This window comes from Polyangiaceae bacterium (assembly GCA_015075635.1).
In the GTDB taxonomy this organism is placed as follows: Bacteria; Myxococcota_A; Polyangia; order Polyangiales; family Polyangiaceae; genus JADJKB01.
The window spans coordinates 1,478,155-1,504,276 of sequence record JABTUA010000001.1 but is presented as its reverse complement, the minus strand read 5'-3'; the positions used below and the strand labels follow the sequence as shown (position 1 = coordinate 1,504,276).

Below are 26,122 nucleotides of genomic sequence, written 5' to 3'. Positions count from 1 at the left end.
AAGTTCCCGGAGGATCCGGACGTTTGGACAGGTCCCAGCCGACGCAATCCGCTCTAAGCTCGGGGGCCCTCCATGCTCGACAAGCTCGTCGTCAAGAGCGCCTCTCAGCACAACCTGAAGGACGTGAGCTGTGAGCTGCCCCGCAACCGGCTGGTGGTGATCACCGGGCCGAGCGGCTCGGGCAAGTCGTCGCTGGCCTTCGACACCATCTACGCCGAAGGCCAACGCCGCTACGTGGAGTCGCTCTCTGCCTACGCACGCCAGTTCCTGGATCAGCTGCCGAAACCTCGCGTCGAGAGCATCGAGGGGCTGAGCCCGGCCATCGCCATCGAACAGCGCGCGCTCGGCAAGAGCCCGCGCTCTACCGTCGGTACGGTCACCGAGATCGCGGACTACCTGCGGCTCTTGTTCGCACGGGTGGGCGTCCCGCACTGCCCCATCTCGGGCAAGGTGCTGCGCGCCTATACGGTGCAGGAGATCGTGGACGCGGTCGTCGCCCGCGGCGAGGGCGCCCGCGCAGCCATCCTGGCTCCGGTCGTGCGCAAGCGCAAAGGCGAGCTCCGGGCCGAGCTCGAGCAGCTGCGCCGTGACGGCTTCGTGCGTGCACGCGTCGACGGGACACAAGTCGACCTGGGCGAAGAGCTCGACCTCGACCGTAACAAGGCCCACGACCTGGACGTCGTCGTCGATCGCATCGTGGTCAAGGCGGGCGTCAAGGGGCGGGTCACCGACTCCGTCGAGCTGGCGCTGAAGCTGGGCGACGGCACCGTGCTCATCGACCCGGTGGACGGCAGCGAGCCCGTGGTGATGAGCGAACGCCTGGTGAGCTGGGAGCACGGCATCACGCTGCCGCCCCTCGAGCCACGCCTGTTCTCCTTCAACAGCCCGCACGGAGCCTGCCCGGTCTGCGACGGCCTGGGCATGCGCTCGGCGATCGACCCGGCGCGCATCGTGCCCGACGACACGCGCACGCTACGCGAGGGCGCGGTGGCGGCGTTCGGCCGACGCGGCTCGGTGGCCACCGCCACGGAGGTGGCCGCGCTGGTCGAGGCGCTGGGCGTCAGCCCGGACAAGCCCTGGAAAGATCTGCCGGACGAGCAGCGCCAGGCCATCCTGTTCGGCAGCGGCGGCAAGGCCAAGAGGAAGGGATCGAGCTACGAGGGCATCGTGGCGCGGCTCGAGCGCATGCTCGAGACCGGCGAGCTCGAAGACCAGGAGGACCACGACGACTACGAGGGTGCCATCGGCCCGGAGGATCTGGGGCGCTTCGTCGTGAGCCAGGTTTGCGCCGAGTGCCAAGGACGGCGCCTGCGTCCGGAGGCGCTGTCGGTCAAGCTCGGCGGTCGCGCCATCTCGGAGGTCAGCACGCTGCCGTTGCGCAAGCTGAAGGACTTCCTGAACGAGCTCAGCGAGAGCGAGTCCATGGTCGGCCGCGACGCCGCCATCGCCAAACCCCTGCTCAAGGCCGTGATCGAGCGAACCGGGTTCCTGATCGACGTCGGGCTCGACTACCTGACGCTCGACCGTCCGGCTCACACCCTGTCCGGCGGCGAGGGCCAGCGCATCCGTCTGGCGACCCAGATCGGCGCGTCTCTCGTCGGCGTCCTCTACGTGCTCGACGAGCCGAGCGTGGGCCTGCACGCCCGCGACAACGAGCGCCTGCTCTTGGCGGTGCGCCGCCTGGTCGAGAAGGGCAACAGCGTGATCGTGGTCGAGCACGATCGCGACGCCATCCTGGCGGCGGACTACGTGGTGGACATGGGGCCGGGCGCCGGCGCGCACGGCGGCACCATCGTCGCCACCGGGACGCCCGCCGACCTGATGCAGAACCCGGCGTCCGTCACCGGCCCCTACCTGTCCGGGGAGAAGCGCCTGCCGCTGCCCAAGGTCCGGGTGAAACCCGGCAAGAAGAAGCTGTGCGTGGTGGGCGCGCGGGCCCACAACCTGCGAGACGTGAAGCTCGAGATCCCGCTCGGTTGCATCACCGCGGTGACCGGCGTGAGCGGCTCTGGCAAGAGCAGCTTGATCGTGGACACGCTGCTCTCGGCCGCGCGCGCGGAGCTGTACGGCGCCACGGGCTGGGTCGGGCCCTGCGATCGCATCGAAGGCCTCGGCCAAATCGACAAGGTGATCAGCATCGATCAGGCGCCCATCGGCCGCACACCGCGCTCGAACCCGGCGACCTACACCGGCATCTTCACGCACCTTCGCGAGGTGTACGCCGGGCTGCCGGACGCTCGGGCGCGTGGCTACAAGCCCGGGCGCTTCTCCTTCAACGTGAAGGGCGGGCGTTGCGAGGCGTGCCAGGGCGACGGCGTGTTGCGCATCGAGATGCACTTCTTGCCCGACGTGTACGTGACCTGCGACGCCTGCGGCGGGCGGCGCTACAACCGCGAGACGCTCGAGATCCGTTACCGCGGCATGTCCATCGCCGACGCGTTGGACCTGACCGTGGACGAAGCCTTCGACCTGTTCGAGTCCCTGCCCCGCATCGCGCAGCGCCTGAGCGCGCTACGCCAGGTGGGCCTGGGCTACGTGCAGCTCGGCCAGCCAGCCACCACGCTGTCCGGCGGCGAGGCGCAGCGCGTGAAGCTGGCCACGGAGCTGGCGCGCAAGGCCACGGGCAGCACGCTCTACGTGCTCGACGAGCCCACCACCGGCCTGCACTTCCAGGACATCGAGCTCCTGACCCACGCGCTCACGGGCCTGCGCGACGCCGGCAACTCCATCGTGCTCATCGAGCACAACATGGACCTGGTGGCGTGCGCGGACTGGGTGGTCGATCTCGGCCCCGAGGGCGGCGAAGGCGGCGGACGTATCGTCGCCGAGGGCACGCCGGAGGAGGTCTCCGAAGCCGTGGACAGCCACACCGGGCGTTACCTGGGGGAGGTGCTGCGCCGCGACGCACGCCCGGCGCAGAAGCCGCAGCCCGCGCCCGCCGCGAGCGCACGCCGCGGCGCGCGCGGGCGCTGAGACCTACTCCCTCGCCGGTCTCCCGTGAGCCTTGGCCGCGAAGGTCGAGCCTCAGCCGAAGTCTTTTTCGACCCGCTCTTGATCCTCTTTGCAGCGGATGCAGAGCGTGGTTTCCGGGCGCGCCTCGAGGCGTTTGACCGAGATGCGTTCCCCGCAGTCGTCGCACACGCCGAAACTGCCGGAGTCGATCTTCTCCAGCGCCTTCTGGATCTTGTCCAGGAACGCCTTCTCGCGGCCGCGCAGGCGGAACGTGAAGGACTGAAGGTACTCGCTGGAGGCCAGGTCCATCTCGTCCGGCAGGTCGTTGGCGTCGAGGGTCATGTCCTCGTCCAAGGTCTGCTGCGCTTTGCGGATGATCTCCATCCGCTTTTCGTCCAGCAGCTCCTTGAATTTCTTGAGCTGAGCTTTCGTCAGCTTGGCTTCACTGCTGGCGGGGCCGGCTTTTTCGCTCGATTTGGTTGCCATCTCGCGCTCCGAGAGCCCCCGAACCTAAGACGCCGACCCGGCGTCGTCAATCGTCGGAACGCGCGGATCGGGCGCCGGCGGTTTGGCCTGGTTTTGGCTATGCTCGCGCCGATGCTGCGCCTCGATCCGACCCGCCCCCCCGCGGCGCCCCGGGACGCGGCCACCGTCGTCGTGGTCCGTCCGGGCGGCCCCGGCCTCGAGCTCTTCTGTGTGAAGCGGCACGCCGCTTCGGGGTTCCTCGGCGGCGCGGTCGTGTTCCCCGGTGGCAAGGTCTCCCCGGCGGATCGCGCGCCGGCCTGGGAGCGGGCCTCCACTCCGCTCGGGCCGCGCGCCGCCAGCGTGGCGCCGGACCCGGTGAGCTGTCGTGCGTTCGCCATCGCGGCACTGCGAGAGCTGTTCGAGGAGGCCGGCATCCTGCCCTTGGCCGGCGCGAGCCTCGACGACACGGCCGTGGAGAACCTGCGCGGCGAGCTCGCGGCCCGGACGCCGGAAGGGAGCGACGGCTCGCGGGAGTTCCTCGAGCTCCTCGCCGAGCGCGGGCTCATCCTCGACACCGCGGCGCTCGAGGCCATGGCGCGATGGATCACGCCGGCGGCAGAGGAGCGCCGCTACGACACGCGCTTCTACGTCCTCTGCGCGCCCGCGGGGCAGAGCGGACGGCACGACGAGCACGAGACCACCCACAGCTTCTGGGCGACGCCATCCGAGATCCTCGAGGCGTGGGAGAAGGACGAGATCTTCCTGGCGCCGCCGACCGTGCGCACGGTGCAGCTCCTGGCGCGGGCGAACGACGTCGAGACGGCCCGGGCCATCGCGCGCCGTCAGCCCCTCGAGCCGGTCTGTCCATTCTTCGCCATGGACGGCGACGCCGCGGTGCTCGCCCTGCCCGGGGATCCGCTCTACCCCGAGCCCGCCGCGCCGCCGGCCGATGCAGACGCTCCCACGCGGTTCGTGCTCCGGGACGGCCGCTTCGTACCGGAGCGGGTGGCTCAGCGCCCTTCCCGGTAGGCCCGCACCGAGTTCACGATCGCGTCCGCGAGCTTCTGCCGATAGTCCCCGGTGTTGAGCCGCGACTCACCCAGCGGGTTCGAGATGAAGCTCGTCTCGAACAGGACCGCCGGCATGCGAGCGCCGGCGAGCACGTAGAAGCCCGCGCGCTTCACTCCTCCGTCCGGCTCGTCGGAGTAGGACTGCGCGAAGGACGCGAGCGCAGACTTCTGCAACAGGTCCGCCAGGCGCACCGAGCGCGACAGCGAGCCAGCGTCGAGCACGCGGCTCATGGCGTTGGCGAGCTCGGCCGCGGCCGCCGCCGAGGCGGCGTTCTCCCGTGCTGCCACGGCGGACGCCAAGGTGTCCCGCGAGTCGTCGAGCACGAAGGTCATGAAGCCGCGCGCGCTCGGGTCTTCGCTGGCGTTGCAGTGGATGGACACGAACAGATCTGCTTGGAACGCGTTGGCGCGTGCCGTGCGCTCGTCGAGCGCGACGAAGTCGTCGGAGTCGCGGGTCAGGAGCGTGGCCACGCCCAGCTCGCGCGCCAGGATCGGCGCGGCGCGGTGTGCGACGTCGAGCGTGACGTCTTTCTCCCTGAGCCCCGCCGGTCCCACCGCGCCGGGGTCGTGGCCGCCGTGACCGGGGTCGAGGACGACGCGGCGAATCGTCCGCGGGCCCGTCGTGGGCTCCGGCGCGGGAGCGGCCGTCGGCGCCGTGGACACGTCGATCACCAGGCGGAATGGCTCGGGCAGGTAGAACACCTTGCGGTGAACCGCCTGCGCCAGGTCGAGCACCACCCGCGTGCCCTTCTCGCGCTTGCCCAGGCGGACTCGCTCCACCAGCCCGCCCACCTTGTGCTCGAGCGCTCCCTTGTAGGTCGCGCCGTCGATGTCCACGTACAAGCGCGGTCCTCGCGCCGCGCCCTCGGCGGGAATGAAGCCGACGTCGAACAGCGTGGGGTGAGTCACGAACACGACGACGCGAGCGGCGTCTTTGGCTCCGTAGCGCTCGATGTTGGTGATGCGCACCGGTCCGGCGCGCTTGCCGGCCCCGAGGGTCGGAACCACCACAGGACCGTGCGCGTCGATGCGAACGTTCGCGCCGCGCGCCGCGCCGGCGTCGGCGCCACCGGCGTCCCCACCGCCGGCCTGGCGATCTATCTCGGCGAGTACGTTGGGCAGCGGACGAAACGCCGCGAGCGTGGCGAGCACGTTCTCCGCGCGCTCGCGGCAGGCGCTAGACTCCGCGCCGACCTTCACCCGATACGCTCGAGCATAGGTCTCGGCGGGCGACTGCTTGTGCTCGCCCTCGAGCAGCGCTCGCTCCAGCCGCGCGAGGCAAGCCCCCTCCCCGGTTGCCGACTCGAGCCCGCGGTAGAGCTCGAGCGCCTCGAGCACGTCCGGCTCGCGGTGCTCCAGGCGCCAGAGGCGCGCACGCAGCTCCGCCGCGCTGCGAGAGAGCGCGGTGGCTTCATTGCCGCTCGCCTTGCCGGCGGCGACCGCGAGCGCATCGGCCTCCGCCACCGCCTCGGCGCGGCTGGGCAACACGGAGAGCGGAGCGCGCGGCTGGGCGCTCGCCGACGCGGACCCGGTCGGGCTCGCAGAGCCGCTGGCGCAAGCGACCACGAGGGCGAGCACGGAGCCGAAGGGGGCGAGGCGAAGGACCGCCATATCCGGAGAGTTGCCACGAGGAAGCGGGGGTGGGCCAAGCCCCTGGGCCTGTCTCGGAGCTTTTCTTAGGGAATTCGCGGACTCCGTGCATTGCCGGGGGTGGGCACCGGGTGCTAGCCTTCAGGCGTTTGCTCGAGGATGACGGCCATGGCGAACCAGAATCAGGGCGTCGACGCCGACGAAGCTGACGAGCTCGCGAACCAGTTCAAGCCGATGTGGGAGTCGGACGACGAACCGGCGGCAGCTGCGCCCGTAGCGCAGGCTGCCGCGCCAGCGCCCGAGCCGGCGCCGGCCACCGCCCCGTCACCCGCACCCGCTGCACCCGCACCCGCACCCGCACCCGCACCCGCGACCGCAGCCCCTGCCCCGGCACCAGCACCCGAGCCTGCGCCGGCGCCCGCTGCGGCGCCCGCGAGCACGCACAAGATCGTGGGCGTGCCGGTGGTCAAGGTCGCCGGCCACTCCAAGCCGCCGCCGGCGCCAGAGCCCGAGCCCGCACCGGCGGTCGATCACAAGAAGACGATGCTGGGGGTCGCGCCGCCGCCTCCCGCCAGCGAGGCAAGCGCGACTGCCGAGCCTGCGCCGGCCCAAGCAAGCGCGACTGCCGAGCCTGCGCCGGCCCAAGCGGCCCCGCTCGCGGTCAGCAAGACGCTGGTGCTCGGCAGTGTGGACGAGGAAGCAGTCGTCGCACAGCGGTCGGTGGAGGTCGCGCCCGCGCCAGCACCCGCGCCGAGCGCGTCCGAGCCTGCGCCGGCAGCCGCCCCCGCGCCCGCGCCGGCGGCCGCGCCCGCGCCTTCGCCCGAGGCAGCCGCACCGCCCGCGCCGGCGCCGGTCGCGATCGCCGCGGCACCGGCCGAGGCCCCGCGCTCGCGCCGCAGCCAGGCGACCGCGCCGCGCTACGAAGAGGACGTCCCGGTCACGCCGGTCAAGCGCAACAACGTCGTGTTCATCGTGCTCGGCGCAGCGCTGCTCATCCTCGTGCTCGTCGGGGTCAAGCTGATCCTGGGCGGCGGCGCGAGCGAAGAGGAAGCGAAGCCCGCCGAGCGCGCCAGCTCCGTGCCGGCTGCGACCGCCACCGAGGCGAAGACCGCGGAGCCCACCGCGAAGCCGCCGGCCGAGCCCGAGGCGACGAAGCCGCCCGCAGAGCCGGAGCAACCCGCCAAACCGGCGCCGATCGCCGAGACCAAGCCGGCGCCCAAGCCCGCAGCGGGCACCAAGCCCGCGCCGGGCCCTGCGCCCGCCAAGCCGATCGGCGGGCCGAAGCCCGCTCCCCCCAAGACGGGCGGCGGGACTATAGTCCGTGAGACTCCATTCTGAAGCACCCGCTCCCCACTCCGACGAGTATCCATGACCCGCCGATTCGCCTCCATATTCGCCGTGCTTCTGGCCATGACCCTGCCTCTCGTCACGAGCGGCGTCGCCCTGGCGCAGGACGACGCCTCGATCCAGATGGCGCGCGAGCGGTTTCAAGAGGGCGTGAAGTTCTACGACCAGAAACAGTACGACAAGGCGCGCGCCGCCTTCTTGCAAGCGTACGCGCTGAAGAAGCACCCTGCGGTGCTGCTCAACTTGGCACAGAGCGAGCTGCGCTCGGGCCGAGAGGCCGACTCCGCTAAGCATTTCGCGCAGTACCTCCGCGAGAACAAGGAGGCGACGCCGGCGGAACGCCAGGAGGCCGAGAAGGGCCTCGCGGCGGCCAAGGCCAGCGTGGGCGAGCTCAACATCACGGTCGTCGACGGTGCCGACGTGTACGTGAACGGCAACCTCGAAGGGCGCTCGCCGCTCGGCGGCCCCGTCTACCTCAAGCCGGGCTCGCACAACCTCGAGGCGCGCAAGGACGGCAAGAGCGCAGCGTCGCCGGTCACCGCCATCGCAGGCCAAACCGGCTCGGTCGAGCTCTCCTTCACGGGGCCCAGCGGGCCGGTGGCTGGCCCAACGCCGGTGGGCCCCGGAGCGGGCGCTGACCCTGCGGGCGGGCCGCCCGGACCCGTTCCACCCGGCGGCGGCCTCGGAGCCCCCCCGCCCGGCGAGCCGCCGCAGGCCGACAAAGGCAGCGACAAGCCGAGCTTTCTGGCCTGGGCCAAGCAGAAGCCCCTGGCCTGGGTCGGCGGCGGCGTGGCCGTGCTCGGCCTCGCGGGCGGTATCGGCTTCGCGCTGACCTCGAGCGCGAGCTACGACGACGCCGAGACCATCCGGCAGAAGATCATCGACCAAGCCCAGAAAGATGGCGTGTCCGGGCCTTGTGGCCCGCCGCCCAAGACCACCCCGACCAACTACACGAACGCCTGCGACAAGTACCAGCAGCGCGTGGACGACGGCGACTCGCAGAAGAGCCTCTCGACCGTGAGCTTCGTGATCGCCGGCGTCGCCGTGGCCGGCACCGTCGTCTATTACTTCCTCGATACCGGCTCGAACAAGGCCAGCATCGGTCAGCGCGAGCGCGGACGCCGCGCCGCAACCAAGAGCCACGGCCTCCGAGCTTCGGTCGTGCCGTTCGTGGGCCCGAACGAGCGCGGCCTCGGCGTGGTCGGTCAGTTCTGACTCGAGCTTCGGCCGTGAGCGGCTTCACCCGCCGGCTTTGTCCAGCCAGGAGCGGAAGGTCGAACGCGGCACGCCCGCGGCCCGCGCGGCCGCCGCGGTGACTCCGCGGTGGCGCGCGAGTAGCTCCAGCGCGGCCTCCGGCGAGAGCGCCTGCGGCCTCTTGTTGCTCGCGCTCACCGGCAGCTGAACGTGGCAGGTGTCGATCACCGTCGCGGGGGCGGCGACCGCCGCGCGGTACAGCACCGCGCCGAGCTCGCGCACGTTGCCAGGCCAGGGATACTCCACCAGCTTGGCGATGGCGCCGCTGGTCAGTCGCTTGGGGCCGACCTCCGGCAGGTAGCGTGCGAGCAGCGCCTGGCTCAGCATGGGAATGTCGCTCTTGCGCTGCCGGAGCGGGGGGATCTGAATCACGATGGTGCTGAGTCGGTGCAAGAGGTCGGCGCGAAACCGCCCTTGCTCCACCCGCTCCTCGAGCGGCGCCCAGGTCGCAGACACCACGCGAACGTCGATCTGACTCGCTTGGTTGGCTCCGACCGGTCGTACCCAGCCGTCCTCCACCACGCGCAAGAGCTTCACCTGCACGCTCGAGGACAGCTCCGCCACCTCGTCCAGGAAGATCGTCCCACGCTGCGCTTGCTCGAACGCGCCGGAGCGCGTCGCGATGGCGCCCGTGAAGGCACCTCGACAATGCCCGAACAGTTCTCCGTCGGCGAGCGATTCGGCGATCGCGCCGACGTTGAGCGGAACGTACGCGCCGCCGCGACCGCTGAGCCGATGCAACGCCTGCGCGACGACGTCCTTCCCGGTGCCCGACTCGCCCCGCACCAGGACCGGCGCCTTGAGCGGCGCGTGCCTCCGCACCAGCTCCGCGACCTGCAACATCGCCTGAGAGCTGCCCACGAGGCCCGGGATCCCGTCGCCTTCGAGGGCGCCGTCGGGCTCGCTCGCGCCACGGACCACGACGCTGGTCCTTCCGATCACGAACACCCCCGCTCGCCCGGAGAGAACCGCTCGGGGCACCCGAGCCGAGCCGACGAACAGGCCGTTCTTCGAGCCCACGTCTTCGATCACCACGCCGCGCGGCGTCCCGACTAGCCGGCAATGCCGTGCGCTCACCGTCGGGTCGGCGATCCTCACGTCGGCGCTCGGCCCGGCACCGAGCAACAGCGGCCGCGTCATGTCGAGTCGCGCTCGGCGCGTTCCGTCCGGCGAGCCGATTTCGAGGAACCATGGCCCGCGCGTGCACTCCCCCGTGACGTCCTGCGTTTGCTCGAATGTGTCTGGCTTGCTCGTCTCCATCGTGTGGACGACATCGGCGGCTGGGCTGCGCGAGTTGCGCGCGTTTCTGAGAATGTGGTTGGGCACAGATGCGCCGTTTTTCCCTCGATCCGTCCGCGCCGGCCGCGCCGCCCCCGCACGCGCCGAGAGGGGCTGTCCGGGGCGACCGCCACCGTGCTAGAGAGGCGCCCATGTCCAGGTTCTGGCTGCTCGCCGTGTCCGCCGGTCTCAGCCTGTGCCCGCTCTCCGCGGCGGCGCAGGAGCCCCCGGACGAGACTTCCGAGGCAGCAGGCGAAGAAGCGGAAGGCGAGGCGCCGCAGGAGGCCCCCGAGCCCAGAAAGAAGCGCCCCCCCACCGAGGAGCCGGACGAGGACGGACCCGAGCCACCGTTGGTGGTTCCGGCGCCCGATCAGCTGAGCGGACACCTCCAGCTCTCTCCCTCCGCGGGCGTGGCCGTCCCCTTCGGCAACCTCGAGGAAGGCGCTGCGCAGAGCGACGTCATGGGCAGCGGCTGGGCGTTCGGGCTGGAGGCGTCCTACGGCCTGACCCGCACGGTAGCCCTCGGCGCCTTCGGCCAGCTCTTGTCGCTGGGCAGCTCGGAGGACTGCTCCGACTGCAAGGCCCAGAGCATGGCGGTCGGTGCCTTCGTTCGCTACCACCTGGTGCAGGGGGTCCGCTTCGATCCCTGGATGAGCGCCGGCCTCGGTTATCGCAGCACCAAGATCTCCGGCCTCGGCAGCGACGTGACCTATTCGGGCGTCGAGTGGCTGCGGCTCATGGTCGGCGGCGACTGGTACGCCTTCGACAAGGTGGGCTTCGGTCCGTACCTGGAGCTCGACATGGGTTACTACGGCAAGCGGTCACCCGGCCAGCTCGGCACCTCCGCCGCCCATTGGCTGTTCGCCACCGGCGTCCGCGTCACGCTGGATCTACCCGGGAAGTAGGACGCCCCCGCGGCGACGCCGAGACCAACCGCCAAGACGCCAGCGGAACGCCAAGTTCGCCAAGTCTGAAAATCAATACTTCAGACTATCTGTCCTTGGCGAGTCTTGGCGGCTTGGCGGCTTGGCGGTCTTCTGCGCCCCGCGCCGGGCCGCGTCACCCGACCGCGATGCCGAGAGCCTTGCGCAGCTGCGCGTAGTTCTCGCTGACGCTGAACAGGAGCAGGTCCTTGATCTTCTCCTGCGGCGTCAGGTCACCCGGCAGGGACGGCTCGGCCCCGATGATCTTCTTCGCGATCTCGAGGTCGGCGCAGACCAAGAGGCCCGCGCGGCACGCCGTCTGTTCCACGGCCTGATTCCAGCGCTTGATGTTTGCCTTCGCGCCTTCGTCGATGAACTTCTTCACCACGATGCGCAGGCCCTCCAGCTGCACCGGCTGCATGTACTTGGCGAGCTCCTGCGCGGTCGCGCGGATCTGGGCCTGCATGTCCGCCGGCATCGGCGTGTTGGGGGCGGCGATCATCACGCCGGCGAACAGCATGATGGTGAGCTCCGCCTGGGTCGGGAAGAGCGTGCGGATGTAGTGCTCACCGCGGTAATACGCCAGGTGCTTGCCGCAGATGAAGGTGAGCTCTTGCGGCTGGAAACCGGTGAGCACGGTCTGCCCCGCCAACGAGGCCGGGGGCACCGCCGGTACTGCGACGATGGAGCCCGGGACGTCGTTGCGCACGTACAGCTCCGGCGACGGAATACCCAGCACCTGCGCCGCCCAACCGAAGGTCTTGGCGAAGGTGACGGTCGAGGTCGCCGGATCTTGCTTGAAGCGCTTGTCCAGCGTCGGCAGCTTCCCTTGCGACTGGAGCTGCGCGATCTTCGCCTGCAGCGCGGCCGGCGCGATCATCTCCATGATCTTGGAGATGTAGATGTTCTCGTCGGGGTGGAAGAGGTGCTTCACCCAGTGCTCGTTGCCCAGGCGGCCCTTGACCTGCAGCATGCCCTGCGGCTTGTAGTCCTCGAAGAACTGCTTCTCCTCCCCGTCGACCTTCTTCATGAAGGCCATGGCGGCGGCTAGGCACCACGCCTCGTCGTAGGAGCGCTTCTGCAAGTAGAGGCGGTAGAGCGAGCGGTAGGGATCCACCTTCAGCGGGTCCGCCTCGAGGATCGTGCGCTGCTCCTCGATGGCCTCGTCGAAGCGCTCGCTGACCTCGTACAGCTCCGCCAGGATCTGGTGCTGCATCACATCGCCGGGCTTGATGGTCGTAGCCATCTTGAAGGCCTCGATCGCCTCCTCCGGACGCTGCAGCCGATCGCGGTAGATCAGCCCGAGCTGGTGCCAGAGCGTGTGCTCCAGGTCGGAGTTCCCCTTGCCCGCGATGCGGTGGAGCATCTTGCGGTAGGAGCGTTCGAGCTGCTTCCAGTTCTTCTCCTGCGTCAGGATCTTGTTGATGCGCTCGAAGGCCTGCAGGTAGCCCGGGTTCAGATCTAGCGACTCGTTGAACAGCTCCACCGACCGGTCCAAGTCGTTGAGCTTGTCGCGGTAGATCTGCGCCATCGTGTAGAAGTACCGGCTCTTGATCTCCGGCTTCTCCTCGATCGCGGCGATCGAGTGCAGCGTGTCGATCATCTTCTGCCACTCGGAGGCCTCGCTGTAGAGCTGCAAGAGCTTGTGCAACAGCACGTGGTCTTGCGGCTTCAGCTCCTGGGCCTCTTCCAGCGCTTCCAGGGCCTTCTGCGGGTTCTTCTCCTTCTCGGCCCAGAGGTCCCCGATCTCGTTGAGCAGCGCGTAACGCTCCTCGCCGTCGTAGACGCTGTCGAGGATCTGGCGCTTGTACGCGGCGACCTGCTTCCAGTCGTTGGCCTGGCCGTAGACGTCGATCAACGCCTCGAGGGTGGGGCGGTGCTCGCCGTTCAGAGCCAGCGCCTTCTCGAAGTTGTTGATCGCCTGCTTGGCCTGGTGTTGCTCGCGTTTGATGCAACCGAGCCGGAAGTAGACGTCCGTGCGCTGCTCGACGTCCTCCTCACCCAGGGCGGTCAACACCTTCTGGTAGTTCGTGAGCGCGGTCGGCCAGTCCTTGAGCTCGTAGCCGGCGTCAGCGATGCCGCGAATGGCCTCTTGATCGGTGAGATCCAGGTGGTTCGCGGTCTGATAGGCCTTGAGGGCCTTGTCGTGGTTACCCAGCGCCGAGTGAACCTTGCCGAGCAGCTTGTAGAGCATGTGCTGCTCGTGCCGCTCGCGGTTCTTGGCCTTCTTCACCAGCATCTCGGCCAGGGGCTCGGCCTCCTGGAAGCGACCGATGTTGCTGTACTCCTGCACCAGCGGCAGGGCGGCTTCCTCGCAGTCCTCGTCGCACTGCATCGCGAGCTCGTACGCCAGGACGGCCTGCTCGTGCTCGTTCAGCATCTCGTCGCGCAGCTTGCCGAGCTCCACCAGCAGCTTGGCGCGGGCGCGCGGGGCCTGGGTGTTGAGCTGCTCCTGCTCCAGGTATCGAGCCGCGCGGTCCCAGTCCTGTTCGTCGACGGCGATGGTGCGTAGCGCCGCGAGCGTCGGCAGGTGGGTCGGGTCGAGATCCAGGGCCATCTCGAAGCGCTCCTGAGCCTGCGAGCGGTCGCCGAGCTTCTCGTCGAGCGACTTGCCGATGCGGTAGTACATCTCGACGCGCTGCGTGCCGTCGGTGGTGAGATCCGCCACGCGCGTCATCGACTCGATGGCGCGGGCCGCGTCGCCCTGCTTCTCGTAGAGCTTGGACAGCGCGTCCAGCGCCTCGATGTGGTTCTCGTCGAGATCGACGATGTTCTGGTAGGCGTCGATGGCGCGGTCGACGTCGCCGACTTCCTGCGCGTACACCTCCGCCATGGCGCCGTAGAGCTCGATCTTGGTGGACTGGTCCGCGGCCTCGGCGATGTGGCGCTCGTAGGTGTTGATCAGATCGAGCCACTGCTTGAGGCGGCGGTAGCAGCGCTCCAGGCTGACGTAGGCGGACTCGCAGCTCGGATCGATCTCGACGGCCTGCTCCAGCCGTTGGGCTGCCAAGTCCGCCTTGAGGAACTGCTCCTCTTGGATCTGCGCGAGCTTGAGCAGCACGTCGACGCGCTCGCGCTCGGTCTCGACCACGTCGAGCTGACGCTCGAGGATCTCGACCATGTCCGGCCAGTCCTGGACCGCCTGATAGATGCGCTCCAGGCCGCGCAGCGCGAAGATGCTGCTGCCGTCGAGCTCGAGCACCTCGCGGTACACCTTGCCGGCGCGCTCGAAATCGCCGAGCGCCGTCTCGTACAGGCCGCCGAGCCGCATCTTGTGCTGGGCGATCTGGTCTGGGTCACTCAGCGCCTTCACTTTGCTGGTGAGGATCTGCACGAGGTCGGCGTGGTTGGCGCGCTCGTCGTAGATGCGCTCGAGAGCCTCGAGCGCGGGCAGGAACAGCGGGTCCACCTCGAGCGCACGCCGGTAGAAGGTGATGCCCTGGTCCGCCTGGCTCATGTGCTTCTCGAGCAGCTCGCCGAGATCGCACAGGATCACCTTCTTGTCGTCGTTGGCGACGGCTACGTCCAGGGCGCGGGTGAGCGTCTCGCCCATCTTCTGCCACTGCGCGCCCAGCCGGTAGATGGCGGCCATCTGCCGCATGACCTGAACGTTGTTCGGGTCGAGCTGCATGACCTGTGCGTAGTAGGGCTGCGCGTACTCGGGGTGACCGAGGTCCTCGCCGTACCACTTGCCGAGGCGCAGGCAGAGCTGGATCTTCTTGTCGTTGTCCGCTTCGTCCTTCAGCCAGGCGTTGGCGGTGTTGATGAGCTCGCCCCAGCGGCCGGTGCCAGCGGCCATCCGCTCCAGGTAGCGGGTGCTCTCGTCGTCGCCGTAGTCCTCGGCGAAGGCGTTGACCAGCGCGTCGAAGGCCTGGTTCTTGTCGTCGAGCTTCTCCTCGAAGACCCGGGCGATGCGCCGGAGAAGGTCGTTCTTCTCCTCGGTGGTCTCGCGGGTCTCGAGCCGGTTCAGGTAGAGCTCGACCAGCTGTTCCCAGCGCTCCGCAGCCGTGTGCAGGCGCTCGAGCGACTCGAAGGCCTCGTCGTGGGTCGCGTCGATGGTCAGGATCCGCTCGAAGGCCGGCGTGGCCTTGTCGTAGTCGTTGACCTCTTTCTTCCAGATCTGCGTGACCTCGAGCAGCTCGCGGATCTTCTCCGCCGGCTCCTCGAGCGCTTCGGCTCGGCGCAGCTTGACGTCCACGACCTCGACCCAGCGCTCCTCGGCGCGGTACACGCGCTCGAGCTCCGCCATGGCCTCGAAGTCGTGGGGATCGACCTCGAGCAGGTTGCGCCAGGCCTCGGCGGACTCGAACGGCTGCTCCAGCACCTGCCCGTAGGTCTTGCCGAGCTCGCGGTAGATGGCCACCAGCTCCGTGGGGTCGAGCAGCGCAGAGGCGCGATCGATGCTGGCGTGCAGCGCCGCGACCAGCTCCCGCGGGTCCTGCCGCACGCGCCAGATCTGCGCGATGGCACGCAGCGCAGCGACGTTCGAGAAGTCGATGTCGAGCACGCGCTGCCAAGTCTCGAGCGCCTCGTCGTCACGTCCGAGCTGCTCCGAGAACAGGCGAGCGCGCCGGGTCAGGATGTTCACCCGGTCTTCGTCGCTCTCGGCAATGTCGAAGTGGCGCTCGAGCATGTCGGTCAGCTCGGCCCACTTGCCCTGCTTCTCGTACAGCCCCGCCAGGGCCCAGAGCGCCTCCGGGTCCTCGCCACGCAGGTCGAGCACCCGCTTCCAACCCTCGATGGCCTCCTCGGTCTTGCCCAGTCGATCGGCGGCCAGCTGGGCCATCTTGGCTCGGATCTCGGCCTCTTGGACGTCGCCTACTGCGTTCTCCAGCTCGCGCCGGAACACCCCATCGAGCTCGACCCACTGCTCGGTCTGCTCGTAGATGCGACCGAGGGCGCGAATGGCATCCTCGTTGGCCGGCTCGAGCTGGTCGAAGATGCGCCGGAACGCTCGGATCGCGTCCTCGACTTGGCCCAGCTGCTCCTCGTAGACCTGGCCCAAGCGGGTGTTGAGCTCGACCTTGTCCCGGGGATCTTCCGCGGCTTCCGCCCGCTGCTCGAGCACGCCGGCCAGCTCAGGCCACTGCTCGAGCAAGGAGTAGATGCGGTCGAGGTTCGCCAGCGCGTCGACCTCTGCCGGTACGACGGTGAGGACGTAACGGTAGGTCTCTTCGGCCTTCGCGACGTCGGCCAGCTCCTCTTCGAACACGCGCGCCAGGCGCTTGCCGATGGATGCCTGCGTCGCGGGCTCGCTGCCTTCGATGCCCAGCACGTCGGCGTAGGCGTTCGCCAGCTGCTCCCAGCCGCCGTCGATCATGGCTGCCAGGCGCTCGATCTCCTCGCCCGTGCGCTCGTCGAGCGGGCGCTCCTTGATCGCGCGCACGTGCACCTCGAATGCACGCACGGGATCCATCAGACGCTCTTCGGCGTCCTCCGCGATGCGGTGGTACATCGCGATGCGCTGGTCAGGATCGGTGATGTGGCCGAGCTCGGCCTCGCGGACGCGGATGAGCTTCTCCCACTCGCCGGACTGCTGGTAGAGCGGCTCGAGGATCTCGGCAACCTCCAGCTGCTTCACCCCCGACTCGAACAGGCTCTCCAGGGCACCCAGCGTGTCGCTGTGCTCCGGCGCCGCGTTGATCACCTCGCGATAGGCCTCGATGGCCTTGTCCAGGTCTCCCAGCCTGAGCTGATAGACCTGCCCGAGTCTGAACTTGAACTCGAGGATTTCGTCGGGGCTCTGTCCGATGTCGGCCTCGCGCTTCAGCACCTCGGCCAGATCCGTCCAGCGCTCGCTCTGTGAGAACAAGCGATCCAGCGCGCGCACGGCGCTCTGGTTCTCCGGATCGGCCTCGAGTACGCGCCGGTAGCGCGCGACGGCACCATCGACGTTCTCGAGCTGCACCTCGTAGACCTGGGCCACGCGCAGGCCCAGCTCGACCACGCGCTCCGGTTCGCTCCCGAGCTTGTCGAGCTCGGCGTCATACAGTTGGGCGACGGCGGGCCACTTCTCGATCAGGTTGGCCAGGCGCTCCAGCGACGCCAAGGACTCTTCGTTCTGAGAGTCGCACTGAACCGCGCGGGCATACGTCGAGAAGGCGTTGTGCGGGTCGGCAAGGCTCTCTTCGTACAGCCGGGCGATGCGGTGCAGCAGCTCGACCTTGGCGTACGGCTCCTCGGAATGGCGGACCTGGACCTCGAGCACGCTCACCAGGCGCTGGTACTCGCCCATGGCGTCGTACACGGGCTCGAGCACGGACGCCGCAGCGAGCGCCGAGCGGTCCCCGTCCTTGATGCCTTCCAGGGCCGCCAGGGTCGGCTGGTGATCCGACTGGATGCCCAAGATGTCGCGGTACAGCTCGACCGCGCGCTCCACGTCGCCCAGGTGCTTCTCGAACAGCTCGGCGATGCGGTACTGGAAGCTGACTGCCTCCGCCGGATCCTGCGTGAGCTCGGCCTCGTGCTGCAGCACGCTCAGGAGCTCGGGCCAGTTCTGCGCGGTCTGGTACAGCACGTCGAGCCGGCCCAGCGCGGTGAGGTCGTCCGGGTCGAGCTCGAGCACCTTCTGGTAGGTGTCGATGGCGCGGCTCACGTCGCTGAGCTCGCGCTCGTACACGGCTCCCACCTGGTAGAAGATCATCTTCTTTTCGTCCGTATCCAGGACGAGATCGACCTTCTTGTTGTAGACGCCGAGCAGATCTTCCCAGCGCGAGAGACCGAGGTAGAGGTTGATCAACGCGTCGATGCTCTTCAGGTCCTCGGCGTCGATCTCGAGCACCTTCAGGTAGACGTTGATCGCCGCTTCCTTGCGCTCGAGCACCTCTTCTTCGATGTTCGCCGCCTGGTAGAGGGCCGCCTTCTGATCCTCGGTGTCCTCCAGGATGGTGGCCTTGCGTTGCAGGATCAGCGCCATGTCGGCGTAACGCTCGGTCGACTGGAACAAGGTCTGCAGCGACTCCGCTGCCGCCAGGTTCATGGCGTCGATCTTGAGCACCTGACGGTAGAGCTCGATCGCGCGATCGACGTTGCCGACGTCGTTCTCGAACACTCGAGCGGCGAACGTGTAGAGCTGGCTCGCCAGCTCCGGATCGCTCTGTTCCTGCGCCAGGCGCTCGAACACCTGAGCCAGATCCTGGAAGCGCCCGGTGGCGCGGGCGAGGCGATCGAGGCCGGCCTGCGTCTCCTCGTGGGAGGGGTCCGCAGCCAGCGCGCGTGCCAGCGTGTCGAACGCCGAACCGATGTCTCCGGCCGCGTCCTCGTGCAGGGTCGCGATCTGGTGCAAGAGCTCGACCTTGCGCGAGGCGTCCTCCGCCCGGCGCACCTGAACCTCGTGCACGCCGATCAACTTCTGGTAGTCGCCTTGTTGACGGTAGAGCGGCTCGAGGATCTCCGCGATGGCCAGCTCGTGCTCCGGCGACTGTCCGAGCCGCTCCAGGGCGGCCAGGGCCGCTTCGCTCGTCGGCTCGCGCTCCAGCACCTGGCGGAAGCCCTCGATGGCAGCCTCGATGTCGCCCATGCGGGTCTCCCGCAGCGACGCGAGGCGCAGCATCAGCGAGAGCTGCGAGGCCTCGTCGGCGGCCAGGTTCAGCTGGGTGTCGAGGTTCTCGGCCAGCTCCGGCCACATGCTCTGCCGGGTGAACAGGCCGTCGAGCGCCGCGAGCGCCACGCTGCTCGCGGGGTCGAGCGCCAGCACCTCGCGGTACGCCGCGATGGCCTCCGCCGGCTTGCCCAGCTTCTCCTCGTAGACCTGGGCCATCTGTGCGTAGAGCGACTCGCGCTCCGCACCGTCCTGGGCCAGGTCGATGCGACGCCGGAACACGCCCACCAGGTCCTCCCAGTGGCCGGTGCCGCGGTACAAGGCGTCCATCGCCGCGAGCGCCTCGGCGTCGCCGGGGTCTAGAGCGAGCACCTTGTCGTAGCTCTGCGCGGCGTCTGCCACGAGCTGGAGCTGCTCCTGGATGGAGGCCAGGCGCATCCAGTAGTCGCGCGCGAGCGTGGCGTCGTCGAGCGCCCCGCCGATCTCCTGGTAGATGCGGATGACCTCGTTCCAGGCGCCGGACTGCTCGGCCAGCTGCTCGAGCTCGAGACGCGTGTCCGCCAAGGCCGGATCCTGCTTCAAGGCCCGCGCTTGCGCGTCGATGGCTCGGTCGAGAGCCTGCAGCTGGTTGGCGGCGACGGAGGCGATCTTGCGCAAGAGGGCGACCTTCCGCTCCGGGTCGGGGTCGGACTGCGCCAGGATTTCGAGCGCGCCGATCAGCTTCTCCCAGTCCTCGCGAACCTCGTAGATGGTCTCGAGGATCGCGGCGGACTCCGCGCGCAGGTCCGCGTCGCTGAGCATCGCTTCCAGCGCCAGTCGAGCACCCTCGTGATCCTGGTTGATGAACAGGATCTCGCGGTAGTTGGTCAGCGCCCCGGGAGCGTCGCCCAGGTGGCTGGCCTGAACCTCCGCCAAGCGGAACTTCAGATCCACCAGCTGCTCCTCCGAAGCATCCAGGTCGATGCGTCGGCGCAGCACGTCGGCGTAGGCCTCCCAGGACTGGGTCTCGCGGTAGAGCCGATCCAGCGCCTCGAGCGCCACGCCGTCCGCCGGGTCGTCCTCCAGCACGGCTTGATAGGTACTGATGGCGGAGACGGGATCGCCGAGCTGCCCCTCGTGCAAGCGAGCGATCTCGTACAAGATCGGCTTGCGGGTCTCCGTGTCGTAGGCCAGCTCGCGCTTCTTGGCGTAGACCTCGAGCAGGTCCTTCCAGCGCTCGGTCTGGCGATAGAGCTTCTCGAGGGCCTCCAGAGCCACGGCGTTTTCGGGCTCAGCCTCGTAGACCGCGCGGTACTCCGCGAGCGCGTCGTCGATGCGACCGACCTCGTCCACCAGGATGCGCCCGAGGCGGAGTCGGAGCGCGTTGCCCGAGGCAGAGTCGCCTTCGCCGTCCGCGCGCTGCTCCGCGGCGCGGTACGCGGCGACGACGTCGTCCCAGCGTCCCGTCTGGTGCGCGGCGCGCTCGACGTCGGCCTGGCTCTGCTCGTCGTTCGGTGCGATCTCGAACGCGGACAGGAAGCGCTCGAAGGCCTTCGCCTTGTCGTTGATCCGGGTCTCGTACAACGCCGCGACCTCGCGCAGCAGCGCGAGGCGCTCCTCGGGCTCCTCGACGTGGCCCAGCTTCACCTCGATGGCGCTCGAGAGCCCCTTGGGGTTGTTGGCCTGGGTGTAGACCGGGATCAGGCGTTCGGCCGCCTGCAGGTGCGTCGGCTCGATGCTGAGCACCTTCTCGTAGGCCTTCGCCGAGCGATCGGGCTTGCCCTTCTGGGTCATCCACAGCTCGGCGATCTTCAGCAGCATGCCGATGCGCTGCTCGTTCGTCTCGGCCTTGGCCTCGTTGCTCTCGAGCACGCGGATGAACTCGTCCCACTTGCCCGTGTCGGCGTAGAACACCTCGAGGTCGTCCCAGCGACCGAGAGTGACGTAGCGCTTCTTCAGCTGCTCTTGAGCGCGCCGGTCGTCGGGCTGGATGGTCAGGAGCTGCCGGTACGCCTCGACCGCGCGAGCGTCGTCCTTGAGCCGATCGCCGGCGACCTGCCCCAACTTGTTGAGAACGGCGATCTTCGCCGTGGTGTCGTAGGTGATCTGGACTTGCTTCTCGAGCACGTCCGCCAGCTTCTCGTAGTCACGAGCACGCTCGTAGAGCTGCGCCAAGGCGTCGATGGCGTCGGCGTCCTCCGGGTCGTTCTCGAGCACGACGGCCCAGAGGTCGATGCAGACCTCCGGCTTCTTCACCCGCTCGGTCGCGAGCTGAGCGATCTCCTTGTACGCGGCGCTGCGTACCGGCCCTTGCTCGTATTGATTGGCCTCGTTCGTCTTGAGCTGGATCAGCTTCTCCCAGTCGCGCCGCTTCTCGTACATCTGGCGCAGGTAGTCGATGGCCGCGGGGTTCGCGGGCTCGACCTCCAGCACCTTCTCGTACGTACGCACGGCTTCGGCCTGGTTGACGAACTTGTTCACGTAGAGATCGGCGGCACGCAGGTACAGCTCGACCCGCTCAGCTGGGTCCTCGACCTCGTCGCCCAGCGCGACCAACGTCTTCACGTACTCGTGGAACTTCTTCTGCGCCTCCTGCTCGTCGAGCTGCGCGCGGAGCTGAGCGATCTTGGCGGGGTCACCACCGCCGCCGCTCGGGGCGGCAGCCGCGGGAGCCGCGGACGCCGGAGCGCGCTCCGCCACCGGGGCGGGAGCAGGGCTCGGCGCCGGCTCGTCCGCCGGTGGCGCTGCCGGGCTCGGCTCGAGTTCGGCAGCCGCCGCGGCAGCGGGTGCGCCGCCGAGCTTCTCCCCGATTTGCGCTTCGAATGCGGTGAGCGCAGGGTGTTCCGGATCCACGGCCGCCAGCCGATCGAAGAAGCTGCGGGCGCGGATCAGATCACCGAGCTCGCGCCAGAGCACGAGCCCCGCCTGCGCCAAGAGGTAAGCGCCGTCGCGGGACGCGCCGACCTTCTGGGACAGCTCGTCGGCCTTCGCGGCCACGTCCGCCCACTGGCCTTCGCGGGTCCCATGCAGGTCCCGATAGAACGCGAACGCGGCCTCGTGCGTCGGGTCGAGGCTTAGCGCCTCGTCGAGCAGCGGCGCCGCAGCTTCGAGGTTCTGATGCCGGAGCGCCCAACGGACGCCGAAGCGGAACGCGAGATCGGCGCGGCTCTTCGAGTCGGACACTTGCTCGAGCACCTGGCGCTGCATCGCGATCACCGCTTCCGCGCGGCTCGCCTCGACCAAGAGCCCTTCGTACAGGGCGGACACGACCACGCTGCCCGGATCGGACGAGTATGCGCGTCCGAGGATGCCCTCGACCTCGTCCGGCGCGTAACGGCGCGCGATGCGCGCAGCGCGGAGCAGCGCTTCGGCCTTGCCGGACGCAGTGTCCGTCTCGTGCGCGGAGCGGAGCACGATGCCGATGCGCTCCTGCCAGTCCTCGGTGCCGACCATCACGTCGTCGAGCAATTGGCCGACGTCGCCGGACTGCCCGTCGTTCATCGCACGCGCGTAGGCGTCCGCGGCACGCTCGTAGTCGCCCAGATCGCAGAACACGTCTCCGAGCTCGCGGTACAGCGCCGGAGCCTGAGCCTCGTCCGAGTTCTTGAGCTGAAGCTCCAAGAGCTTCTGCACCATGTTGAGCTTGCCGAGCTCCCAGTAGATGCGCCGGGCTTCGGCCAGCGCTTCGCCCAGCGCGGGATTCAGCTTGAAGGCATCCTGGAAATGCTTCAGCGCCTTGACGCTCTGAAGGAACTGCGCGTGCAGCAAGCGCCCCAAGCGGAGGTGCAGCTCCGCCTTGGCGGCCGGGTCCTGAGCGCTCGCGATCGCTTGCTCGAGCGCTTCGGCGAGGCCGGCCCAATCATGGTGACGCTCGAGGTTGTTCAGACGCTGCTCTAGATCCATGCTTCCTCGGACAAATGACGCGCGCTCGCTGCCGGGCTCCCGGGCCGGGAGCACCGGTCTGCGACGGACTTCATCGACACATCGAAATCAAACACCCTCGCACCCGGCCGGGCGAGCTCGGCTTGCTCGTCTTGGCGGGGAGAACACCGCAAGGTCAGTTGACCTTTCCGCCCAGTTTCTGGATGAGCGTGTTGCTGGTCTCGCATTGTTCCTTGTACTTCGACGCCTGTGCGCTGCGGCAGGCACGCTTGACGAACGACGACAGGAGTCGGACCGCCTTCTCCTTCTGGGGCGGGTCCATCACCGCGTAGGTGCTGCCGAGGTTGAACGAAATCTCGGGGTGCGAGTCCCCGGCGACCTCCTCCGCCTTCTCCATCGCCGCGACCATGCCCGCCTTGTCGCCGGACGCCTGCGCGACCTGGAAGCGGAGCACGTACATTCCGTACAGGTGATTGTTGTTCTTCTCACCCGGCGGAATGATTCGCGTGCCTTCTTTCAAGACACCCTCGGCCTCGTTGTAGAAGCGCATGGTGATGTAGAGCTCCGCCAGCGGCGGGTAGAAGTAGGGCGTCATCGAGTCGTGCTCGATGGCCTTGGTGTAGTTGTCGAGCGCTCCCTGCTCGTCGTTGGTCCACAGGCTGGCCTCGCCGAGGAAGTGGTAACACTCGGCCATCGCCGGGTCTTTCTCGATGCACTTCTTGAGGGGCTCCTTGGCCTCCTCGTACTTGTCGGGGTTGCCCGCCTCGGCCATCTTCACCAGCGCGTAGCCGCGCTTGTAGTAGTAGTTGGCGAAGCTCGGCGCGACCTGCGCGGCCCGGGACAGCGTCGAGGCCATCTTGTCCCAGTCTTCTTTCTTCTCGTAGGCCTTCGAGAGCTTCCACATGATCCGGTGGTTGGTCGGATCGAGCTGGATCGCCTGTTCGTACTTCTGAATCGCACCCTCGGTGTTGACCTTGATGGCCTGATCCCCCTCGTTGGCGAGGTTGATGGCCTCGATGTGATCGCGGCTGCATGCGGACGCCGCCAGAATCACCCCGGCGATGAAGGTAACCTTCGAAACACTTGCCAGTTTCATCGTGCTCACCCTGTCGATAGCCCGAGCCAAGGACCCGCTCCGCGGGAGCGAGCCCCTGCCCCAACGCCTGAGGCAACCGCCAAAAAGCGGTGCACGAGCATAGGCAGACGGGAGGATCGAAGTAAAGGCGGTTCGTGGCAGGATCTCGGCGAGATTCCTTCAGGTTTTGTGGAGTCGAGCCGTCCCCGACACTGGGCCCGGAGCGGTCGAGTCGACCCACTTGGTGGTCGCGGGGCAGCGCGGGCAGGCAGCGACCGACAAAAAAAGCGAAGCGCGCCACCCGTGGAGGGGGCGCGCCTCGCTCTCGAGCCGGCCGTGAGGCGCTCAGCCCGGGCTGAACATGATCGGGTAGACCACGGTCACGATGCCGCCTTCCGGCTGCGGGAAGGAGAGGCCGTAGTACGCGCTGACCACGCAGCCCACGACGCCGCTATCCGGGATGTCCGAGCCACCGTTCGACACGTTCGACACGGAGCCGTCGCGGCCGATCACGAAGCGCACCGACACGCGCCCTTCGAGGTTCGGGTTCCGAGACAGGCCCTGCTCGTAACACATACGGAAGCGACCGTAGTTCTGCCGGACGATGCGCTGGATGACCTCGGGCGGCAGACGGCCGCTGACGGTCGTCGCGCCCATGCGGACCTTCGGCGCGCGCGTCGCGTGGGAGCCACCCAGGCGGCCGTGCCCCGAGCCGAAGCCCTGGCCGGTGCCGGTGCCGGCGCCGTGACCGAGGGTACCGATGGAGCCGAGGCCGATGCCCTCGCCGCGACCGCCGCCGCCCTCGCCGATGCCGGAGAGACCCAGACCGCCGGCGCCGAAGGCGTCACCGATTTCGTCGCCCCACATGTTGCCGCGGGCCGACATGTCGTCTTGACCGAGCGAGGTGTCGCGACCCCAGGGGGCCGTCGGAGCGTTCGGGTCGCCCGCGGCGCCGGTGTTCAGGAGGCCGATCATGCCGAACTCCGTCGCCTCGCGCAGCGCGGCCTGGCGCGCGATGTGCGGGTCCGGGTTGTCCTTCGGGCCCTGCACTGCGTAGCGCTTGTTGGTGGCCTTCGAGGTCGGGTTACCCATCGAGCCTTCTTCGCCCTTGGCTCGGGTGCCGGTCCCGCCTTCCTTGTTGTCGGCCTTGTCCTCGGTGACCTGCTCGGTCTCCTTCTCCTCCATCTCACGCTCGGCAGCGCTCTTCAGGTACTGCTGGATGAGATAGAGCTGATCCTTGTCGATGCCTTCGTCGTCCGTCAGGCCGAGCGGCGGGACGAAGAACGCCATGGCCGCGATGAGGCCGGCGTGCGCCAGGAACGACAGCGCGAAGTAGACGAACACCGTCCAGTCCACGCCCGCGCCGACGCCGTGCTTGATGGGCTTGCCGGCGTTGACAGCCGCCACCTGGAACACGAACTGGTCGAGCTCGATGCGCGCGCGTGCGCCGCCAGGCAGCGGGAACTGGTGACCACCGCTCACCTCGGCGCTCGGCTGCGCTTTCGTGCGCGCCTCGTCCAAGGTCATGCGGGGCTGCCCTGGGATCTCGATGTGACCCTTCGCGCCCGGCGGGATGATCACCGCGAGCGAGGCGCGATCACCGACCACGACCGGCATGCGCGTCGTGCCGAGCTTCTCGGCCGGGATGTAGAAGTCGCAGCCGAAGTTCTTGGTCTGCTCCTCGCCGACGTAGAACGTCCGTGGCGGCGTCAAGTGCGAGACGTGCAGCACGTTCGTGCCCCACATCACCATCACTTCGACGGACGCGAGGTGCGGAACCTCGACCTCTTCCGCCGGCACGTCCGGTCCGCTCTTGATCAGCGTGTAGGTGTAGGTTCCGGGCGGTGCGTCGTCGGGGACGCGCAGCGCATCGACGCGCGCCTGCTGCTGAGCACCGGCCGCGAACGGGTTGAGCGCCGAAGCGCCCACGTCGAACGGGCTGGCCGTGCCCACGGCGAACGGGCTGGACGCGGCCGCTGCCGCGAAGGGGTTCGAGCCGCCGAACGGGTTCGCGCCGCCGAACGCAGCCGCAGGCGGAGCGGGCGGAGGGGTAGGCGCCGCAGCGGCCATGACCGGAGCCGGCGCAGCCTGAACTTCCGCACCCGCCGCTTCGGCGCGCTCGAGCACGATCTTGGTGCCGCCCACCTGGACCTGGTCGCCCACGTGGAGCTTGCACTTGTTCACGCGCGCACCGTTCACCATCGTCCCGGGCTCGTTGCCCAGGTCGATGAGCGTGATGTCGTCGGGGCTGCCGACCTCGATCACGGCGTGCATGCGCGACGCGAGCTCGTCGTCGACCCGCAGGTGACTCTTCGGATCTTTTCCTACCTTGACGATGTCCTGCGCGATGGTCTCGCGACGTTGCAGCGCATCACCCTGGTAGAGCGCGAACGTGAGTACAGCCTTTGCCATGCTTCTGCTTCCCTGGTTGTCCCGGACGGCCGGGCCCTACGGCCCGACAGCGACCAGCCTCAGATGTTCTCGACCGACTTCAGCATTTCCGGCACGAAAGAAGTGCGCGGACGGATCAGCGTGGTGCGAGCCGCGCGGGGACGAACGCGAATGGTCGCATCGTTCGGGCCGAATCCGCCAGCATTCAGCGGGTCGTCGTCGAACGTATAACCGTATCCGTCGTCCCCACCCTTGCTCTCCTTCGCCGCTGCCTTGCCTTGCGCGAAGGCCGAGGGAGCGACGACGAAGGCCGCGATTGCGAGAGCCGCTGCAAAACCAACCCGGAGAGAGCGAGCCATGGTTCTAGTCTCCTCAA

General features: G+C 68.6%; 11 protein-coding genes and 1 pseudogene. 5 read left to right on the top strand and 7 right to left on the bottom strand.

The features are described 5' to 3' along the window. Nucleotides 1-72 precede the first annotated feature (72 nt). Complete coding sequence (uvrA, locus tag HS104_06735; GenBank protein MBE7479667.1) at nt 73-2,973, top strand: excinuclease ABC subunit UvrA; 2,901 nt, start codon at nt 73-75, stop codon at nt 2,971-2,973. Nucleotides 2,974-3,024: 51 nt separating this feature from the next. Here the strand turns inward: uvrA and HS104_06730 are convergent, their stop codons facing one another. Beyond that, on the bottom strand, nt 3,025-3,387 hold the full coding sequence (locus HS104_06730) for a TraR/DksA C4-type zinc finger protein (protein MBE7479666.1): 363 nt from the start codon (nt 3,385-3,387) through the stop codon (nt 3,025-3,027). 162 nt (nt 3,388-3,549) lie between these two features. Between HS104_06730 and HS104_06725 the strand changes: the two genes are divergently transcribed. Continuing rightward, a complete protein-coding gene (locus HS104_06725; GenBank protein ID MBE7479665.1) occupies nt 3,550-4,446 on the top strand; it encodes a hypothetical protein in 897 nt (298 codons plus the stop codon). Here HS104_06725 and HS104_06720 read toward each other — a convergent pair. Beyond that, a complete protein-coding gene (locus HS104_06720) occupies nt 4,428-6,098 on the bottom strand; it encodes an N-acetylmuramoyl-L-alanine amidase (GenBank protein ID MBE7479664.1) in 1,671 nt (556 codons plus the stop codon). The genes HS104_06725 and HS104_06720 overlap by 19 nt on opposite strands. Before the next feature lie 297 nt (nt 6,099-6,395). On the opposite strand from HS104_06720, the pseudogene HS104_06715 reads away from it, so the two are divergent. Together HS104_06715 and HS104_06710 are read left to right on the top strand one after the other, a co-directional pair. Beyond that, nucleotides 6,396-6,515: pseudogene (locus tag HS104_06715) on the top strand (lipoprotein Hlp). A gap of 930 nt (nt 6,516-7,445) precedes the next feature. Then, a complete protein-coding gene (locus tag HS104_06710) occupies nt 7,446-8,639 on the top strand; it encodes a tetratricopeptide repeat protein (protein MBE7479663.1) in 1,194 nt (397 codons plus the stop codon). Nucleotides 8,640-8,663: 24 nt separating this feature from the next. On the opposite strand, the gene HS104_06705 is transcribed toward HS104_06710, so the two are convergent. Beyond that, nucleotides 8,664-9,818 (bottom strand): sigma 54-interacting transcriptional regulator, encoded by a 1,155-nt coding sequence (locus HS104_06705; GenBank protein MBE7479662.1) that lies wholly within the window; start codon nt 9,816-9,818, stop codon nt 8,664-8,666. 290 nt (nt 9,819-10,108) lie between these two features. On the opposite strand from HS104_06705, the gene HS104_06700 reads away from it, so the two are divergent. Then, nucleotides 10,109-10,861, top strand: a complete 753-nt coding sequence (locus HS104_06700) for a hypothetical protein (GenBank protein ID MBE7479661.1) — start codon at nt 10,109-10,111, stop codon at nt 10,859-10,861. Between the two features lie 154 nt (nt 10,862-11,015). On the opposite strand, the gene HS104_06695 is transcribed toward HS104_06700, so the two are convergent. The 4 genes from HS104_06695 to HS104_06680 form a co-directional block, all read right to left on the bottom strand. Beyond that, on the bottom strand, nt 11,016-22,301 hold the full coding sequence (locus tag HS104_06695; GenBank protein ID MBE7479660.1) for a tetratricopeptide repeat protein: 11,286 nt from the start codon (nt 22,299-22,301) through the stop codon (nt 11,016-11,018). Between the two features lie 154 nt (nt 22,302-22,455). Beyond that, nucleotides 22,456-23,343 (bottom strand): tetratricopeptide repeat protein, encoded by an 888-nt coding sequence (locus HS104_06690; protein MBE7479659.1) that lies wholly within the window; start codon nt 23,341-23,343, stop codon nt 22,456-22,458. Between the two features lie 357 nt (nt 23,344-23,700). Further along, the gene (locus HS104_06685) at nt 23,701-25,767 is read right to left on the bottom strand and encodes an AgmX/PglI C-terminal domain-containing protein (protein ID MBE7479658.1); all 2,067 of its coding nucleotides are present in this window, start codon (nt 25,765-25,767) and stop codon (nt 23,701-23,703) included. 59 nt (nt 25,768-25,826) lie between these two features. Beyond that, a complete protein-coding gene (locus HS104_06680) occupies nt 25,827-26,105 on the bottom strand; it encodes a hypothetical protein (GenBank protein ID MBE7479657.1) in 279 nt (92 codons plus the stop codon). Nucleotides 26,106-26,122 lie beyond the last annotated feature (17 nt).

What these genes read in the sequence shown, in the direction of transcription:
- uvrA (MBE7479667.1), top strand. Translation starts at nt 73, where the DNA reads ATGCTCGACAAGCTCGTCGTCAAGAGCGCCTCTCAGCACAACCTGAAG.
- HS104_06725 (MBE7479665.1), top strand. Translation starts at nt 3,550, where the DNA reads ATGCTGCGCCTCGATCCGACCCGCCCCCCCGCGGCGCCCCGGGACGCG.
- HS104_06720 (MBE7479664.1), bottom strand. Translation starts at nt 6,098, where the DNA reads ATGGCGGTCCTTCGCCTCGCCCCCTTCGGCTCCGTGCTCGCCCTCGTG.
- HS104_06710 (MBE7479663.1), top strand. Translation starts at nt 7,446, where the DNA reads ATGACCCGCCGATTCGCCTCCATATTCGCCGTGCTTCTGGCCATGACC.
- HS104_06705 (MBE7479662.1), bottom strand. Translation starts at nt 9,818, where the DNA reads ATGACGCGGCCGCTGTTGCTCGGTGCCGGGCCGAGCGCCGACGTGAGG.
- HS104_06700 (MBE7479661.1), top strand. Translation starts at nt 10,109, where the DNA reads ATGTCCAGGTTCTGGCTGCTCGCCGTGTCCGCCGGTCTCAGCCTGTGC.
- HS104_06695 (MBE7479660.1), bottom strand. Translation starts at nt 22,301, where the DNA reads ATGGATCTAGAGCAGCGTCTGAACAACCTCGAGCGTCACCATGATTGG.
- HS104_06685 (MBE7479658.1), bottom strand. Translation starts at nt 25,767, where the DNA reads ATGGCAAAGGCTGTACTCACGTTCGCGCTCTACCAGGGTGATGCGCTG.
- HS104_06680 (MBE7479657.1), bottom strand. Translation starts at nt 26,105, where the DNA reads ATGGCTCGCTCTCTCCGGGTTGGTTTTGCAGCGGCTCTCGCAATCGCG.